The organism is Streptomyces sp. NBC_00637 (assembly GCF_045161545.1).
Classification (GTDB): domain Bacteria; phylum Actinomycetota; class Actinomycetes; order Streptomycetales; family Streptomycetaceae; genus Streptomyces.
On record NZ_CP109046.1, the window covers coordinates 7,460,092 to 7,476,226 of the forward strand.

The 16,135-nt window shown below is 73.0% G+C and carries 12 protein-coding genes; 3 read left to right on the plus strand and 9 right to left on the minus strand.

Annotated elements, in window-relative coordinates; all coding sequences use genetic code 11:
* Positions 1-28: 28 nt before the first annotated feature.
* From OG440_RS32900 to xylB, 5 genes are all read right to left on the minus strand, one after another.
* The gene (locus OG440_RS32900) at positions 29-1,552 is read right to left on the minus strand and encodes an aldehyde dehydrogenase family protein (protein ID WP_406010384.1); all 1,524 of its coding nucleotides are present in this window, start codon (positions 1,550-1,552) and stop codon (positions 29-31) included.
* Positions 1,553-1,871: 319 nt separating this feature from the next.
* Positions 1,872-3,140 (minus strand): GAF domain-containing protein, encoded by a 1,269-nt coding sequence (locus OG440_RS32905; protein ID WP_406010385.1) that lies wholly within the window; start codon positions 3,138-3,140, stop codon positions 1,872-1,874.
* Positions 3,141-3,280: 140 nt separating this feature from the next.
* Positions 3,281-3,880 carry an N-acetylmuramoyl-L-alanine amidase gene (locus OG440_RS32910; protein ID WP_406010386.1) on the minus strand — a complete coding sequence of 200 codons (600 nt, stop codon included), beginning with the start codon at positions 3,878-3,880 and terminating at the stop codon, positions 3,281-3,283.
* A 464-nt stretch (positions 3,881-4,344) separates the two neighbouring features.
* Positions 4,345-5,553, minus strand: a complete 1,209-nt coding sequence (locus OG440_RS32915; RefSeq protein WP_406010387.1) for an ROK family protein — start codon at positions 5,551-5,553, stop codon at positions 4,345-4,347.
* A gap of 22 nt (positions 5,554-5,575) precedes the next feature.
* Positions 5,576-7,021: a xylulokinase gene (xylB, locus tag OG440_RS32920; RefSeq protein ID WP_406010388.1), complete on the minus strand. Its 1,446-nt coding sequence runs from the start codon at positions 7,019-7,021 to the stop codon at positions 5,576-5,578.
* 129 nt (positions 7,022-7,150) lie between these two features.
* Between xylB and xylA the strand changes: the two genes are divergently transcribed.
* Together xylA and OG440_RS32930 are read left to right on the plus strand one after the other, a co-directional pair.
* Positions 7,151-8,317 carry a xylose isomerase gene (gene xylA, locus OG440_RS32925; protein ID WP_406010389.1) on the plus strand — a complete coding sequence of 389 codons (1,167 nt, stop codon included), beginning with the start codon at positions 7,151-7,153 and terminating at the stop codon, positions 8,315-8,317.
* 200 nt (positions 8,318-8,517) lie between these two features.
* Positions 8,518-8,991: a hypothetical protein gene (locus OG440_RS32930; protein ID WP_406010390.1), complete on the plus strand. Its 474-nt coding sequence runs from the start codon at positions 8,518-8,520 to the stop codon at positions 8,989-8,991.
* 12 nt (positions 8,992-9,003) lie between these two features.
* Here the strand turns inward: OG440_RS32930 and OG440_RS32935 are convergent, their stop codons facing one another.
* The 3 genes from OG440_RS32935 to OG440_RS32945 all read right to left on the minus strand — a co-directional run bounded on the left by OG440_RS32935 (position 9,004) and on the right by OG440_RS32945 (position 14,625).
* A complete protein-coding gene (locus OG440_RS32935; RefSeq protein ID WP_406010391.1) occupies positions 9,004-10,347 on the minus strand; it encodes an esterase-like activity of phytase family protein in 1,344 nt (447 codons plus the stop codon).
* Between the two features lie 148 nt (positions 10,348-10,495).
* The gene (locus OG440_RS32940; protein WP_406010392.1) at positions 10,496-11,797 is read right to left on the minus strand and encodes an SWF or SNF family helicase; all 1,302 of its coding nucleotides are present in this window, start codon (positions 11,795-11,797) and stop codon (positions 10,496-10,498) included.
* Positions 11,794-14,625 (minus strand): DEAD/DEAH box helicase, encoded by a 2,832-nt coding sequence (locus OG440_RS32945; RefSeq protein WP_406010393.1) that lies wholly within the window; start codon positions 14,623-14,625, stop codon positions 11,794-11,796. The genes OG440_RS32940 and OG440_RS32945 overlap by 4 nt, the downstream gene beginning before the upstream one ends.
* Positions 14,626-14,941: 316 nt before the next feature.
* On the opposite strand from OG440_RS32945, the gene OG440_RS32950 reads away from it, so the two are divergent.
* Positions 14,942-15,124 carry a hypothetical protein gene (locus OG440_RS32950; RefSeq protein WP_406010394.1) on the plus strand — a complete coding sequence of 61 codons (183 nt, stop codon included), beginning with the start codon at positions 14,942-14,944 and terminating at the stop codon, positions 15,122-15,124.
* Between the two features lie 53 nt (positions 15,125-15,177).
* On the opposite strand, the gene OG440_RS32955 is transcribed toward OG440_RS32950, so the two are convergent.
* Positions 15,178-16,107 (minus strand): hypothetical protein, encoded by a 930-nt coding sequence (locus tag OG440_RS32955; protein WP_406010395.1) that lies wholly within the window; start codon positions 16,105-16,107, stop codon positions 15,178-15,180.
* Positions 16,108-16,135: the final 28 nt, after the last annotated feature.

Below are 16,135 nucleotides of genomic sequence, written 5' to 3' on the forward strand. Positions count from 1 at the left end.
TGCCTGGTCAGGCGCCCTTTTTTGGCGTCTAGAAAAAGCCCAGTTTCTTCGGCGAGTACGACACGAGGAGGTTCTTCGTCTGCTGGTAGTGCTCCAGCATCATCTTGTGTGTCTCGCGGCCGATGCCCGACTGCTTGTAGCCGCCGAAGGCCGCGTGGGCCGGGTACGCGTGGTAGCAGTTCGTCCAGACGCGCCCCGCCTGGATCGCCCGGCCCGCGCGGTACGCCGTGTTGATGTCACGGGTCCACACGCCCGCCCCGAGGCCGTACAGCGTGTCGTTCGCGATCTTGATGGCGTCGTCGAAGTCGTCGAACGAGGCCACCGAGACCACCGGTCCGAAGATCTCCTCCTGGAAGACCCGCATACGGTTGTCGCCCTCGAAGATCGTCGGGCGGACGTAGTAACCACCCTTCAAGTCACCGTCGTACTCGGCGCGTTCACCACCGGTGAGGATCTTGGCGCCCTCCTCCCGGCCGATGTCGATGTACGAGAGGATCTTGGCGAGCTGATCGCTGGACGCCTGGGCGCCGATCATCGTGTCCGTGTCCAGCGGATGACCGGGCTTGATCAGCTCGGTGCGGGCGACGGCCGCCTCGATGAACTCACCGTAGTTGCCGCGCTGGATCAGCCCACGCGACGGGCAGGTGCACACCTCGCCCTGGTTGAGCGCGAACATGGTGAAGCCCTCGAGCGCCTTGTCGCGCAGGTCGTCGTCCTTCTCCCACACGTCGTCGAAGAAGATGTTCGGCGACTTGCCGCCCAGTTCCAGCGTGACGGGCTTGAGGTTCTGCGAGGCGTACTGCATGATCAGCCGCCCCGTCGACGTCTCGCCCGTGAACGCGATCTTCGCCACGCGCGGGCTGGACGCGAGGGGCTTGCCCGCTTCCTCGCCGAAGCCGTTGACGATGTTCACCACACCCGGGGGCAGCAGGTCGGCGACCAGACTCATCCAGTAGTGCAGTGACACGGGAGTCTGCTCGGCGGGCTTGATGACCACCGCGTTGCCCGCCGCGAGCGCCGGGGCGAGCTTCCAAGTGGCCATCAGGATGGGGAAGTTCCAGGGGATGATCTGCGCGACGACACCGAGCGGCTCGTGGAAGTGGTACGCCACCGTGTCGTCGTCGACCTCGCTGAGCGCACCCTCCTGAGCGCGGACCGCGCCGGCGAAGTAGCGGAAGTGGTCGATGGCCAGCGGGATGTCCGCCGCCAGCGTCTCGCGGACGGGTTTGCCGTTCTCCCAGCTCTCCGCGACCGCCAGGGGCTCCAGATGTGCCTCCATCCGGTCGGCGATCTTCAGCAGGATGTCGGAGCGCTCGGTCGCCGAGGTGCGGCCCCAGCCGGGCGCGGCCGCGTGCGCCGCGTCGAGTGCCCGCTCCACGTCCTCCTCCGTACCGCGCGCCACCTCGGTGAACGTCTCGCCGTTCACCGGTGACGGGTTGTCGAAGTACCGGCCCCGAGCCGGGGGAACGTAGGCGCCGCCGATGTAGTGGTCGTAACGCGTCTGGTAGGAGACGATCGCGCCCTCGGTGCCGGGCGCCGCGTAACGGGTCATCCTGCTCTGCCTCCTCAGCAGCGCTGCCCGCCGTTGGGCAGCTCTGCGCGGAAGGCTAGGGAGGCGGACGTTGCATGCACGTTGCGCCGCCGAACGACGAACGACGAACCCCGAACCCCGAAGCCCGAAGCCGGAAGCCTGACCCCGGCCGCCGGCCGCCCGACGCCGTCCTCCCGACGTTGGACGACGCCGTCCTCCCGACGTTGGACGACGCCGTCCTCCCGACGTCGGACGGGAGGCTTCGCCTGCGACGTCTCGTCTGCGGACGCCGATTCTGCGGACAGCTCGCGGACGTCGTGCTCCCGACGTGTCGTCCGGCCTACGGGTGCGGCCATCCGGTCGGCGCCGTCAGCTCCGACTCGAGGGACGCGACGCGGGCCCGTATCGCGGCTGTCGGCCGGGCCGCCGCGAGCGCCCGCCACACGTCGAGGTCGTCCTCGCCCCACGGCGCGTGCGCCCAGTCCGCCAGCAGATCGGGGTCGCCGCACGCGATCAGCGCGGCACGCAGCCCCTCGGCGAGGACACGCCTGAGCCGCGCCACCGCCGGTGCCTGGGACGAGGGCAACGGCGGCCCGGTGTACGCCGACAGGGCCGCCGTGACCGCGCCGGCCGCCAGCCTTCGTTCGACGACGGCGACATCCGACTCGCAGGCGACGGTGAGCCGGTAGGGGCGCGAGGCCAGCAGCCCGGGGCCCAGCACCCCGCGCAGCCGGGCGAGTTCGGCCCGCAGCGTGACCGGGGTGACCGACTCGTCCTCGTACAGCGCGCACAGCAGCTCGTCGCCCGTCAGGCCCTCGGGGTGGCGAGCCAGCAGCACGAGGATCTCGCTGTGCCGCCGGCTCAGCCTGATGTCCCGGCCGCCGGTGACCAGACGCGCGTCGTCGCGGCCCAGCACGGTCAGCCGTGGTGCGTCGACGGCCGGCCGCTCCGGGGCGAGCAGCGCGAGGTGCGCCTCCGCGGCCCGCGCGACGGCCTGCACGAAGCCCAGGCTGTGCGGATGCGCCAGTCCGTCCCCGCCCGTGATGTCGACGGCACCCAGCACCCGTCCGGTCCGCGGATCGTGCACCGGGGCGGCGGCGCACGTCCATGGCTGCACCCGCCGGATGAAGTGCTCGGCCGCGAACACCTGCACCGGCCGGTCCAGGGCGACCGCCGTGCCCGGCGCGTTCGTCCCGACCGCGCTCTCCGCCCATCGCGCACCCGGCACGAAGTTCATCCGCCCCGCCTGCCGCCGGGTCGCCGCGTGACCCTCGACCCACAACAGCCTGCCGTGCGCGTCGCACACCGCCAGCAGATGCTCTCCGTCGGCCGCGAACGTGCCCATCAACTCACGGAACAGGGGCATCACCCGCGCCAGCGGATGCTCGGACCGGTAGGCGCCGAGGTCGCCGTCGGTCAGCTCGACGCTCGCGGTGCCGTCGGGGCCGACGCCGGCCCGCGCGGAACGCCGCCAGGAGTCGGCCACGACGGCACGCACCGGCCGCGCCACGGTGCCCGCCACGGTGAACGTCTCATGCGCCCGCCGCAGGACGCGCACCCGCTCGGCGGGGTCGGCGCCCCGTTCCAGGGCCACCCAGGGATCGGTCAACTCGTCCTCCCGGCAGGCGATACGGCTGAAGACATCGTCACTCCGGGTGCGCGGACCGACAACCGTTCGGACGACGCCACTCCGAAGTGGCCATCCGCTTTCGGCCCGGCCCGGCCCGGCCTGATCCGGTCCGGTCCGGGTCAGGCTCGGCCGACGAGCATCAGGTAGCGGGCCCAATCCCAGTCGGCACCGGGATCGGTGTGGTCGGTGCCCGGCACCTCGTAGTGGCCGATGATGTGCGCCCGGTCCTTCGGGATGCCGTAACGGTCGCAGACAGACGCCGTCAGTCGGGCGGACCCCTCGTAGAGGGCGTCGGTGAAGTAGATCGGTCTGTCCACCCACCCTTCGTGCTCGATGCCGATGCTGCGGGTGTTGTAGTCCCAGTTCCCGGCATGCCAGGCGATGTCGGACTCGCGCACGCACTGCGCCACATGACCGTCCACGGAGCGCACGACGTAGTGCGCGGACACCTTCTTCCGTGGGTTCTGGAAGACGCTCAGGGCTTTGGCGTAGAGGGTCTGGGTGACATGGATGACGACGCGGTCGACGGGATGGGTGGTGGGGCGGTTCGCCGCCGTGCGATTGGCGGCGGTGGCGGGCTGCCATTCGGCGAGCGGGTAGTCGACGGTCCGGGGCCCGGCGCCCGCCGGCGTCTCGGGCAGCAGCGCGTACGGAACGGCGGCGAGGGCGGCGCCGCGCAGAATCTGTCGTCGGCCGGGGAGAGTCCTTGCTCGTTCCACAGTGGTGCTGCCTTTCGGGGTCGCTGACGTCCGGCGGGCGGCACCGGAGGGCGTGCGGGGCGTCGGTCCATCGGGTACGGGCCCGACTCTCCGAGCCCGTGAACCCGCACAGGCCACTGCCACTGCCACTGCGACCGTCGCTGGGCGGCGGCTGTGTCCCGCACGCATTACGCTACGGCGCCGGCGGGTCGGTCAGGCGGACACGCCGTGCTTAGGTGGACGAGCACGCAACTGTGGACAACTCGCTCACCCGAAGGGGGAGTTCCAGACCCGATCGGCCCTGCGCCGCTGTCCCGATCGGCTTCTCACCGCTGGCCCGATGGGCCACTCGCGCCTGTGCGGACCGGTCCCTCACCGCTCGCTGTCCGAACCGGTACCTGATCGCTGTCCGGAGCGGCCGGCCCCCGGCCCCCTGGGCGGGAGGACGCCCGCCCGCGACACGACCGGTCGCCGGCCACGTCCGCTCAGGGCCGCTCAGCCACCGCCGCCGGATCGTCCAGCACGGCCCGCACCACCGAGTGCGCGGCCCCGAGCAACGGGCCCTCGGGACCCAGCCGGGAGACGGACACGGGACGGGCGGGCCCCGCCGTACGCCGGGAGAGCTCGGTCTCGAGCGACGGCAGCAGCCACGGTGCCAGCCCGGCGAGGGCGCCGCCGAGCACGACGCCCTCCGGGTCCAGGAGATTGAGTGCCCCGGTGAGCGCGATGCCGAGGGCCGTGCCCGCCTCGCGCAGCGCCCGCCGTACGTCCGGGTCACCGTCCGCGGCGCGGCCCGCGAGGAGTCCGACGCGGTCCTCGCCCGGTTCCAGCCCGGCGGCGCGCAGCACCGCCTCCTCCCCGGCGTACTGCTCCAGACATCCGCGCCCGCCGCACCCGCACTCCGGTCCGTCGGGGTGCACCGGCACATGGCCCAGCTCACCGGCGAAGCCGCGGGTGCCGCGCAGCAGGCTGCCGTCCACGACGAGCGCGGCACCGATGCCGATCTCGGCCGACACGTGCAGGAAGTCCCCCGGAGTGTCCGCGCCGAGCCAGAGTTCGGCCAGCCCGCCGAAGTTGGCCTCGTTGTCCACCGTCAGCGGGAACTCCCCGGGCAGCAACGCGCCGAGGTCGACGTCCTGCCAGTCGAGGTTCGGCGCGCGGACGACCGTACGGGCGTCGCGGGCGACCAGGCCGGGGACCGCCACGGCGAGTCCGGCCGGCCACAGCCCCTCGCGCTCGGCCTCGGCGATCACCTGGCGCACGAGCGCCGTCAGTTCTCCGACCACCGGCTCGGGGGAGCGGCCCCGGTTCGTGCCGTGCCGCACGGCGCGCACCCGCACCTCGCCGCGCAGATCGACGGCGCAGGCCGCCAGGTGATCCACGCCGATCTCGGCACCTATGCCCGACGGACCGCGCCCGCTGACGGCCAGCGCCGAGCCCGGGCGGCCCACCCGGCCCGGCCGCTCGGGGCCCAGCTCCTCCAGCAGTCCGGTGCGTATGAGTTCGTCGACGAGCGTCGAGACCGCTGCCCGGGTCAGGCCGATGCGTGAGGCGACCCCCGCGCGCGAGAGCGGTCCCTCGGCGCTCACGGCGTGCATCACCCGGGCCAGGTTGCGGCGGCGCATGCCCTGCTGGGTGTCGGGCAGTGCGCGCCCCGGGCCGGTCGGCCGGGCCTCGTGCAGCGGTGCGGTCATGCCTCCGTCGATTCGTCGATGCTCAGTGGGCGTCCGTGCTCCGGTCCAGCAGCGGGGCCGCGTCGGAGAGTACCCCGGCGATCCTGGCCAGCGCCGCCTCGTCCCGCTCGACGGCGTCGAGCACCGGGCCCCGGGTGGTGTTCCAGCGGCGGGCGACGGCGGCCGGGTCCTCGCCGGTCAGCAGGCCCGCCGCCTGCGCGGCGGCCCCGAGTGCGACGAGCTCCTTGGCCTCGGGCACCTGGACCGGGCGTCCGGACAGCCGGCGCACGGTCTGCTGCCAGGCCGCGCCCCGGGCGCCACCGCCGATCAGCAGCAGGGGTGCCGAACGGTCCGCGTCCTCGTCGAGGACCAGGTCCAGTGCGCCGAGCAGGGAGTGCACGGCGCCGTCGTAGGCGGCCTGGAGCAGCTGGCCGGCGGTCGTGTCGTGGCGCAGACCGTGCAGGATGCCCGAGGCGCTCGGCAGGTTCGGGGTGCGTTCGCCGTCCAGGAAGGGCAGCAGCGTGACGTCCGCGGTGGGCTCCACGGCCTCGCGGTCCAGGCCCAGCAGGGCGGCGACGCGGTCGACGGCGAGCGTGCAGTTCAGGGTGCAGGCCAGCGGCAGCCAGTCGCCGTGCGCGTCGGCGAATCCGGCCACGGTGCCGGTGGGGTCGGTGGGGCGGCGTTTGGCCACCGCGTACACCGTGCCGGAGGTGCCGAGGCTCAGCACGGGCGTCCCGGGACGCAGCCCGAGGCCCAGCGCCGCCGCCGCGTTGTCCCCGGTGCCCGGGGCGACCAGGGTGCCCTTGGCGAAGGGCAGGTCGTGGCTGTCGCGGACGGTGCCCGCCATTTCCCCGGGCCGCACCACGCGGGGCAGCAGCGCCGGGTCGAGTCCCACGTGGGCGAGGATCTCCGCGTCGTACGACTCGGTCGCGGACGCCCACCAGCCGGTGCCGGAGGCGTCACCGCGGTCGGTGGTCCCCTCGCCCGTCAGGCGCTCGGTGAGGTAGTCGTGGGGGAGGCGTACGGCCTTCGTGGCGCGCAGGGCCTCCGGCTCGTGCTCCGCCAGCCAGGCCCACTTCGTGACGGTGAAGGACGCGGCCGGGACGGACCCGGTGCGTTCCGCCCAGAACTTCGCCCCGCCCAGTTCCTCGGTCAGCCGACGGGCCTGCGGGGCCGAGCGCACGTCGTTCCACAGCAGCGCCGGGCGCACCGGCTCGCCGCGCTCGTCCAGGGTGACGAGCCCGTGCTGCTGCCCGCCGACCGATACCGCGGCGGCCTCGCGGGCCGCGTCGCCGCACTGGTGCAGGGCCTCACGCAGGGCGTCCCACCACTGGCGGGGGTCGCTCTCGCGGCCGGCTCCGGCGGAGACCGTGTGCGGTGCCTGGCCGCTCGCGACGACCTGGCCGGTGGCCGCGTCGACGACCAGCGCCTTCGTGGACTGGGTGGACGTGTCCACGCCGACGACGAGCGGACCCTCGGCTGCTGACATCGGGCTCTCCCTCAAGTTTTTACCGCGGCTCTGCGGGATCTGTCTTCCCAGAGATGCGTCCGCATACTAATTTGTAAACTGCCATGACGAAATAGTCAGCGCCACAGTCTTCACGCAAGGAGCCGCAGCATGAGCTACCAGCCCACCCCCGATGACAGGTTCACCTTCGGCCTGTGGACCGTCGGCTGGCAGGGAAGGGACCCGTTCGGTGACGCCACGCGGCGTGCCCTGGACCCGGTCGAATCGGTGCAGCGCCTGGCCGAGCTGGGCGCCTACGGTGTGACCTTCCACGACGACGACCTGATCCCCTTCGGGTCCTCCGAGAGCGAGCGCGAGGAGCACATCAAGCGCTTCCGCCAGGCCCTGGACACCACCGGCATGACGGTGCCGATGGCCACCACCAACCTCTTCACGCACCCCGTCTTCAAGGACGGCGCGTTCACGGCGAACGACCGTGACGTGCGTCGCTACGCCCTGCGCAAGACGATCCGCAACATCGACCTTGCCGTCGAACTCGGTGCGAAGACCTACGTCGCCTGGGGCGGCCGTGAGGGCGCGGAGTCCGGCGCCGCCAAGGACGTACGGGTGGCCCTCGACCGCATGAAGGAGGCCTTCGACCTGCTGGGCGAGTACGTGACCTCCCAGGGCTACGACCTGAAGTTCGCCATCGAGCCCAAGCCGAACGAGCCGCGCGGCGACATCCTGCTCCCCACCGTCGGCCACGCCCTGGCCTTCATCGAGCGCCTGGAGCGCCCGGAGCTGTACGGGGTGAACCCCGAAGTGGGCCACGAGCAGATGGCCGGGCTCAACTTCACGCATGGCATCGCCCAGGCGCTGTGGGCGGGCAAGCTCTTCCACATCGACCTCAACGGCCAGTCCGGCATCAAGTACGACCAGGACCTGCGCTTCGGCGCCGGCGACCTGCGCTCCGCCTTCTGGCTGGTCGACCTGCTGGAGAGCGCCGGTTACGCGGGCCCGAAGCACTTCGACTTCAAGCCGCCGCGCACCGAGGACCTCGACGGCGTGTGGGCCTCGGCCGCCGGCTGCATGCGCAACTACCTGATGCTCAAGGAGCGTGCGCTCGCGTTCCGCAGCGACCCCGAGGTCCAGGAGGCCCTGCGCGCCTCCCGCCTGGACCAGCTCGCCCAGGCCACCGCCGCGGACGGCCTGGAGAGCCTGCTTGCCGACCGCGCCGCCTTCGAGGAGTTCGACCCCGAGGTGGCCGCCGCCCGCGGCATGGCCTTCGAGCACCTCGACCAGCTCGCCATGGACCACCTCCTGGGCGCGCGGGGCTGAACCCGCACGCACGCGTGTGTGCACCGGTGAGCCCGCACACACGCGTGCCCGTCGAGCGACCGGGCCCAGCGCCGTCTCCGCCCGGTCGTCGCGCGTTCTCCGGACGCGATACGCCGGAATCATGCGGTCCATGACCCGGGTCGGTACCAACTTCCGCGCGGGGCTCGCGCTGCGGGCGGTTCACCGCGACGCTGGGCGGTATGGCCATGCCGCCCGTACCGCCCCAACCGCCCGGTCCGCCGGGCGACATGCCGCCTCCCGGTGGCTTCGGACCGCACCACTCCGGCTACGGACCCCACGACGGGACAGGTGGGGGCGACTGGTCGCCCCCACCCCCGTCGGGTCCGCCGGGCGGTTCCGGCAAGCGCAGGAACCCCCTCTTCGTCGTCCTCGCGCTGCTCGTCACCGCCGCAGCCGTCGTCGCCGTCGTGCTGATGGCCTCCAGCGGCGACGATTCGTCGGACGACGAGCCGAACGCCGGCAACAGCACCGGCAGCGGGTCCACCCCCGCCCCGTCCTTCAGCCTTCCGGTGGAGCTGCCCAGCGGCCTTCCGAGCGGCCTGCCGTCACAGTTCCCCACCGGCCTGCCGAGCGACCTGCCGACCCGGCTACCTAGCGACCTGCCGAGCGACCTCGAATCGTTGCTGCCGTCCCTGGGGGAGCTGCTGCCCTAGCCGGGTCGTCGCTCACACGCCTCGGGGCAGCCGCACGTAGGTGACCGTCGTCTCGATGCCGCTGTCGACCAGTCGACCCTGCGCGTCGAACGCGTCGGCGCCGTCCGTCATCCCGAAGTCGTTGTCGTTGACGAGGGCCAACGGGGAGTGGTCCACGAGCGCGACGCCCTCGATCTTCCCGGGCACCCCGGCGACCGTGCCGAGATCGACGGCCAGCCGCTTCGGCAGCACCGGGACCCCCGAGGCCGCGGGGTCGTCCAGCTGCTCGAGCGACGGGGACGTCGCGTCGTCGTCCCAGCGGCTGCCCAGGATGTTCGCCGCGCGGCTCAGCCGTACCAGGTGCAGCCGCGCGGCCTTGTCGGTGCGCTCCTCCACGAGCAGCCGGTCACCGTGCACGGCGACCACCGAGGAGATCTTGAGCTCGGAGGTGTCGTCCTCGCTCGGGTCGACCACGTCGACCGGGTCGAAGCGGTACGCGTACTCGGCGGTGACGGCCTTCCTCTTCGGTGAGAAACGCAGCAGACGCGCGGTCCGCGACCCCTCTCCCGCGTCCGTGTCCGGAAGCGACAGCGGGCTCTGCACCGCCAGGACGAGATCACCGCCCGGGAGTTGGGCCAGGCCCTCGAAGCCACGGTTGATCTTCCGGTGCAGCAGGACCGCCGGCAGCGCCTCCACCGCCGGGTAGTCCGTCCCCGTGAGCTTCAGCCCCTGCGGCACGTAACGCGTCAGCACCTGCCCGCGCGCGGAGACGTGCACCAGCGAGGGCCCGTACTCGTCGACGAGCCAGAAACTCCCGTCCGCCGCCCGCACGATGCCCTCGGTGTCCAGCCCGTTCGGGTTGTACGGCAGAGGCGTGCGCGCGTCGTAGGAGTACGGGGCCTCGTCGCGCCCCGCCTGGTTCGACAGGCCCGTCACGGGCTTCCCCGACTTCGTGGTGACCGGGATCGCCTGGAGCACCTTCACCGCGTCTCCGGACACCCGGATCCGCACGATCGCCGGGTCGAACCCGGGCACGGCAAACGTACGGCGCTTGGTGCCGTCCACCTTGATCTGTCCGTTGGGACCGCGATCGGTCACCGTCCAGAACTCGCCCTTGCGTCCCGTCGGGTAGATGTCGCTGCCGATACCGCCGAGGTCCACACCCCGGTCGTCGGTGACCGTGCCGGGCAGCAGTGCGTTGCTGAACGTCCCGAGCGGGACGTCGCCGAGCGTCGCGGGCCGCGTGACGTGCGCCTCCTGGGCCGGAGTGCCCGCGTCGGCCGGTCCGGCGGTGGCGAGCGCGGCCAGCACGGCGAGTGGTACGCCCGCCGCGACACAACGGTGGACGCGGCGCCGGCCGGTGGCGTGCGGGGACATCGGGCCTCCTGAGGAGAAGGTGCGGCAAGTTCGGTGACAGCGGCCAGAGTTGGGGCACGCGCCGAACACCGTACGACCTCCGGGTGAACCAGGGGAGTCGGCCGCCTGTCGGACCGACGCCCCCTGCCCCACCGTGCGGGGCACGGGCCTAGGAAAGCGCTTCCTCGCCGTCTGGCCGGGCCACGGCCAGCACCGTCGCCGGGTCGTCGGCCGCATCCCCGGCGGGCAGCCAGCGGCCGCCCTCCTTGCGGTACGGCCACCATCTGCCGTCCCGTCCCAGCCGCAACTGGCAGGCCGTCCCGACGGCCGTCCACCGGTTCCCCCGTGCCCGCAGCGTCGGCCGCTCGTCCTCCTCCCAGGCCGAGTCCAGCGCGGCACGCGCGCGTGCGAGCGCCTCGCCCTCCACCACCCACTCCTCCTCGAGCACGGACAGGGCGGCCACCCCGCCGTGTCGCCAGGCCAGGACGGCAGCCGCCAGATCCGTCCGGTCGCGCCCCGATCCGGTGGCGAGACGGTCGACCGCCGCCTCGCCGGCGGGATCGACCGTCCCGGGCACGTCGAGGACGCCCTCCGCAAGCCGTACGGCGTCCTGGCCCACGGTCAGCCGGGGCGTCGGAGCGCGCCGTCCCGCACCCTCGCGGAGCGCCTCCGCGAGCAGCAGGTGCGCCGCGGCGGCCGTCCGGGCGGCGAGGATTTCCAGCGCCGCCGGTTCCACCCCTGCCGGGGGCGGCTCATCCGTGTCCAGCGACGGCGGAACGCCCGGCTCCGGCGGGAGTTCGGGCACATCGGGGAGCGGAGGCAGTATGTCGCCTGCCGCATACGCCTCCGCCGCGTCCACGCCTTCGGTCCCCGGCGGCTCCACCTCGGGCCGAGCGGCGGAGCCACGTGCCTGGAGGTCGCTCAGCAGGTCCTGTTCGGCACGTCCCCTGAGCAGCAGGAGGACGAAGGGATCCTGGTCGAGCAGCCTCGCCACCAGGTAGCAGACCGCCGCTGTGTGACCGCAGTGGTCCCAGGCGCCGCAGTCGCACCGAGCCTCCAGCTCGCCGAGCCCGGGCAGCAGGCCGATGCCCGCCGACTCGGCGTCCTCGACCAGATCGGGCGGCATCTCCCGGTCGAGCAGCGCGGCGACGTGCCCGGCCCGCTCCACCGCAAGGTCCACGAGACGGTCCCACTGGTCGTCCGAGAGCGTGTCGAGCAGCACGTCGGCCCGGTGCCGCGTGTGATCGCGGTCCTGGACGACGGCCGTGACGCGCCCCGGGCGCACCGACACCGCGCCCACGGCGCCCGCCCGCGCGAGTCGTCGGCCCGCTTTCACCTGCCCGCCGTCCATCGCGCCGTCCTCGAGCGCGGCCAGCCACGCCCGTCCCCACCACGTCCGAGCGAAGCCCGTTCCGTGCGTGGGAGGCAACGCGGCGAAGATCCGTTCCTCGACGCTGTCGTGCCGGTTCATCGCGCGTCCCCTCGCAGTTCCACCAGTTCCGCCAGTTCGGCGTCCGTCAGCTCCGTGAGCGCGGCCTCGCCGGCCCCGAGAACGGCGTCCGCGAGATCCTGCTTGCGGCGCAGCATCGCGGCGATGCGGTCCTCGATCGTGCCCTCGGCGATCAGCCGGTGCACCTGCACGGGCCGGGTCTGGCCGATGCGGTACGCCCGGTCCGTGGCCTGCGCCTCGACGGCCGGGTTCCACCAGCGGTCGTAGTGCACCACGTGCTCCGCGCGCGTGAGGTTGAGGCCCGTGCCCGCGGCCCTGAGCGACAACAGGAAGACGGGGACCGCACCGTCCTGGAAGCGCCGGACCATGTTCTCGCGTTCGGCGACGGGCGTGCCGCCATGGAGGAACTGCGTGGGCACGCCCCGCGCCGCCAAGTGCTGTTCGAGGAGTCGCGCCAGCCGCACGTACTGCGTGAAGACGAGCACGCTCGCCCCTTCGGCGAGCAGGGTGTCGAGCAGCTCGTCCAGGAGCTCGAGTTTCCCGGAGCGTCCGGCGGTCTTCGGCCGTTCCTCCTTGAGGTACTGCGCCGGGTGGTTGCAGATCTGCTTGAGGCCGGTCAGGAGCTTCACGATCAGCCCCCGGCGCGCCATGTCGTCGGCTTCGGCGATCGCGGCGAGCGTTTCGCGCACCACGGCTTCGTACAGGCCGGTCTGCTCCCTGGTGAGGCTCACGGGCCGATCGGTCTCGGTCTTGGGCGGCAGCTCGGGGGCGATCCCCGGGTCCGACTTGTGGCGGCGCAGCAGGAACGGTCCCACGAGCCGGCCGAGCCGTTCCGCCGCGGCCGGGTCCCCGCCGTTCTCGACGGCTCGCGCGTACCGCGTCCGGAAGGTGCCGAGCCGCCCCAGCAAGCCGGGTGTCGTCCAGTCCAGGATCGCCCACAGCTCCGACAGGTTGTTCTCCACCGGGGTGCCCGTGAGCGCCACACGCGCGCGTGTGCCGATGGTGCGCAATGCCCGCGCGGTCGCCGAGTACGGGTTCTTCACGTGCTGCGCCTCGTCCGCCACGACGAGGCCCCACGGCACCTCGCCGAGCCGCTCCGCGTCCAGGCGCAACGTGCCGTAGGTGGTGAGGACGAACTCACCGTCGGACGGCGTCCCCAGATCGCGGCGCGGCCCATGGAAGCGGCGCACCGGCGTGCCCGGGGCGAACCTCTCGATCTCCCGCTGCCAGTTGCCCATCAGGGATGTCGGGCAGACCACGAGGGTGGGACCCGCCGTGGAGGGGTCCGTCCGGCGGTGCAGGTGCAGCGCGATCAGCGTGACGGTCTTGCCGAGCCCCATGTCGTCCGCCAGACAGCACCCCAGTCCCAGCGCGGTGGTCCGGGCCAGCCAGTCCAGGCCGCGCCTCTGGTAGTCGCGCAGCGTGGCGTCGAGGGCCGCGGGCTGCTCCATGGGGTCGTGCGTCTCGGGACGCGTCAGCCGCTCCCGCAGGTCCGCCAGCCACCCGGTGGGCCGCACCTCGACCCGACGGCCGTCCACCTCCGCCGAGCCCGTCAGAGCCACGCCCAGCGCGTCCACGGGCGTCATCTTGCGGTCCTGCCGGGCGCGGGCCTGGCGCAGTTCCTCCGGGTCGATCAGGACCCATTGGTCGCGCAGTCGCACGAGCGGGCGACCGGCCTCGGCCAGCCGGTCCAGTTCCTCACGCGTCAGCTGCATGTCGCCGAGCCCGAACCACCAGGTGAACGTCAGGAGCGAGTCCGCCGACAGGAAGGACGGCGTGTCCGCGCCGAGCCGGGCGGGTCCCCCTTCCTCCTCGGGTGGTCCCACGACCGCGCGGGCGGTCAGGGTGCGGGCCAGCTCCCGCGGCCAGTGCACGTCGATCCCCGCGCCCGCCAGTGCCCGCGAGCCCTCGCCCAGCAGCTCGGACACCTCCTCGTCGAGGAGCTCGACGGCGTCCGGCACGGTGGCCGACAGCAGGGGTGTCAGCGCCGGCCAGGCCCGGGCCGCACGACGCAGGGCGAGCAGGGCGTCCATCCGCGCGCGGGGGCCGAACGCCCCGCGCGTGACACCGGCGTCCGCCCAGACGTCGGTGGCGTCCGCGACGAGCGCGGGGTCGCTCACACTGTGCACCTGCGGCACAACCCGGAACCTGTGCGCCGCGAGGTCGACCGCGGGGGCGTCGAACCCGGGCGCTTCCTCGGGAGTGTCGAGCCCTGAGACCTCGATGCGCAGCGAGATCCGTACGCCGGCGTCGTGGCCCGCGGCGACGTCGGCCGCCCAGGCCCGCAACTGCGGCAGGTGCCGGGGTTGCGGTGCCGCGTAGGCCGGGCCTCCCGTCAGGAGCGACGCGGCGGGCGTGCGGGGCAGCGCGTCGGCCACGGCGTCCAGGAAGGCGCGCAGCAGTCGCTCGGGGTCGGGAAGGCGCAGAGGCGGGGTTTCGTCGACCGGTACGGCGTGTGCCTCGGGCGGCATCGAGGCCGCCAGCCTGCGCACCCGCTCGACGTCCTCCGGGGCCGACGGGCCGATTCGCCAGGCGTCGTGATCCTCCGGTGACAGGCCGGGCAGCAGGAGCCCACGCGCCACGCACCGCAGGGCCAGCAGAGCCGCCGCACCCCAGAAGGCGGCGGCCCGGTGGCCGCCCGGCACGGCACGCGCGCGCGTGAGGAGAGGCAGCGCCTCTTCCACCGGCAGCAGGACGGCGGGTACGCGCGCGAGTTCCACACCGGAGCCGGCCGGCCGGACGACGGTCAGTTCGCCCTCGCGACGGTCCGCGTGGGCGGGAAGATTGCTGTCGTCGGGTTGCCAGAAGGCGAATCTGCTGGTTCGGGCCGGGGTGCCGGGCAGGAACACGGCAGCACAACGTGTCAGTTCGTCGATCTCGAGCGGTGTGTTCGCGGGAACGCTCTGCGCGGCGATGAACCTACTCCTCAAACTTGACTACCGGGGGCGGGGTCGCCGAGGCTACAGCACTTCGGCGGAGAACACGCAATGCCTCGGGGTCCGTCCGTTCCGTTCCCGCCGGCCCAGGGTGGGCGCGGGTGGGCGTTCTCGGGGGAGTCTCGGGGCTGTACCTCAGGGACGTCTCAGGGTCGTGTCCGGAACCGCGGGCGGCCCAAAGCCGTTTTCATGGCAGAGAGCGGCAAGGGCCGCGAAGGAGGCGACGCACATGTCGAAGAACGCGAAGATCGCCGCAGGGGGTGTGGCGGTCGGACTGCTGTTGTTGATCTGGCTGCCCTGGTGGGCTTCCCTGCTGATCGTGCTGGGGGTTCCGACGGCGGCCTACCTGACCTTGGATCCCTCTCAGCGGCGCAGGCTGCGCCGAGTCTCGCGCAAGGAGCTCGGCCGCTGAGCGACGGGGACCGCTGCGGCGGTCCCCGTCCTCCCGAGAGGCATGTCGCGCCCTCAGAGCGGCCGGACGGCCATCTTGTCGAGCGCGTCCAGGAGCCCGGGCAGTTCGGGTCCGCGCCCGACCGGCAGCACCTCGCCGGGCTCTTCGTCGAGCAGGACGAACGCGATGTCGTCGGTCCTGGCCACCAGCGACCAGCCGGGGCCGTCGGCGCGCAGGGTCCGTGCGTCACCCGGAGCGAACGAGGATCGGACGCGGCCGAGCGGAGGCGGGGCGTCCACATAGGCGCGTACCTCGGCCAGGACGCGTCGGATGCCGCTGTGGCCCTTTGCCGTGCCCGTCCCGGCCCCGTCGGCCTCGCCGGCACCCGCGGCCCCGTCGGCGGGGTCGGATCCGCCCGCCAGGCCGTCCCCGGCCGCGTCGTCATCGCCGGCGTCGGCGTCGACGCCCGCATCCGTCACGGTGCCCTCCTGGGAACGGGCGAAGTCGGCGTCGTCGATCTGCTCGCGCCACAGGGCCCACTGGAGCGCGATCTCGTCGGCCCCCAGCCGTCGCTGGGCCGGACCCCAGGTGGTCGTGTCCGGAGGCGACAGTGCCGGACCGTCCGCGATCTCGGCGGCGGGATCGTGCGGCGCGGGCACACCGGGAGCCGCGACGGCGACAGCCAGCGGCCAGCCGGGCAGCGCGGCGACCACCGTCCGCTCGCCGGGTGACAGGTCGTACTCCATGCCGCAGTCCCACGACGCGATGGCGACCGCCACCAGTGAGACGTCGTCGATGACGACGGTCCACCGCGCGCCCTCGCCGTCCTGGCCCAGCACCAGTCCGTACCCGTCGGCGAGCGGCGGGAGGCCGAGCGCCGCACAGGCCTCCGGGTAGTCGTCGCCCAGCGCGCTCGGGAACTTCGCCGGCGTCAACAGCACCGCCGTGAGCACATAGAGCGCATCGTCCGCGGCGGCGACGGCGTCCTCGTCCGTCCCAGCCATCCCAGCCTCCCCATAGGTTTGTCCAACG

Bases quoted from the DNA above. Each gene is read 5' to 3' on its own strand.
- OG440_RS32940 (WP_406010392.1), bottom strand. From the start codon at position 11,797: ATGAACCGGCACGACAGCGTCGAGGAACGGATCTTCGCCGCGTTGCCT.
- xylA (WP_406010389.1), top strand. From the start codon at position 7,151: ATGAGCTACCAGCCCACCCCCGATGACAGGTTCACCTTCGGCCTGTGG.
- OG440_RS32935 (WP_406010391.1), bottom strand. From the start codon at position 10,347: ATGTCCCCGCACGCCACCGGCCGGCGCCGCGTCCACCGTTGTGTCGCG.
- xylB (WP_406010388.1), bottom strand. From the start codon at position 7,021: ATGTCAGCAGCCGAGGGTCCGCTCGTCGTCGGCGTGGACACGTCCACC.
- OG440_RS32900 (WP_406010384.1), bottom strand. From the start codon at position 1,552: ATGACCCGTTACGCGGCGCCCGGCACCGAGGGCGCGATCGTCTCCTAC.
- OG440_RS32950 (WP_406010394.1), top strand. From the start codon at position 14,942: ATGTCGAAGAACGCGAAGATCGCCGCAGGGGGTGTGGCGGTCGGACTG.
- OG440_RS32915 (WP_406010387.1), bottom strand. From the start codon at position 5,553: ATGACCGCACCGCTGCACGAGGCCCGGCCGACCGGCCCGGGGCGCGCA.
- OG440_RS32930 (WP_406010390.1), top strand. From the start codon at position 8,518: ATGGCCATGCCGCCCGTACCGCCCCAACCGCCCGGTCCGCCGGGCGAC.
- OG440_RS32955 (WP_406010395.1), bottom strand. From the start codon at position 16,107: ATGGCTGGGACGGACGAGGACGCCGTCGCCGCCGCGGACGATGCGCTC.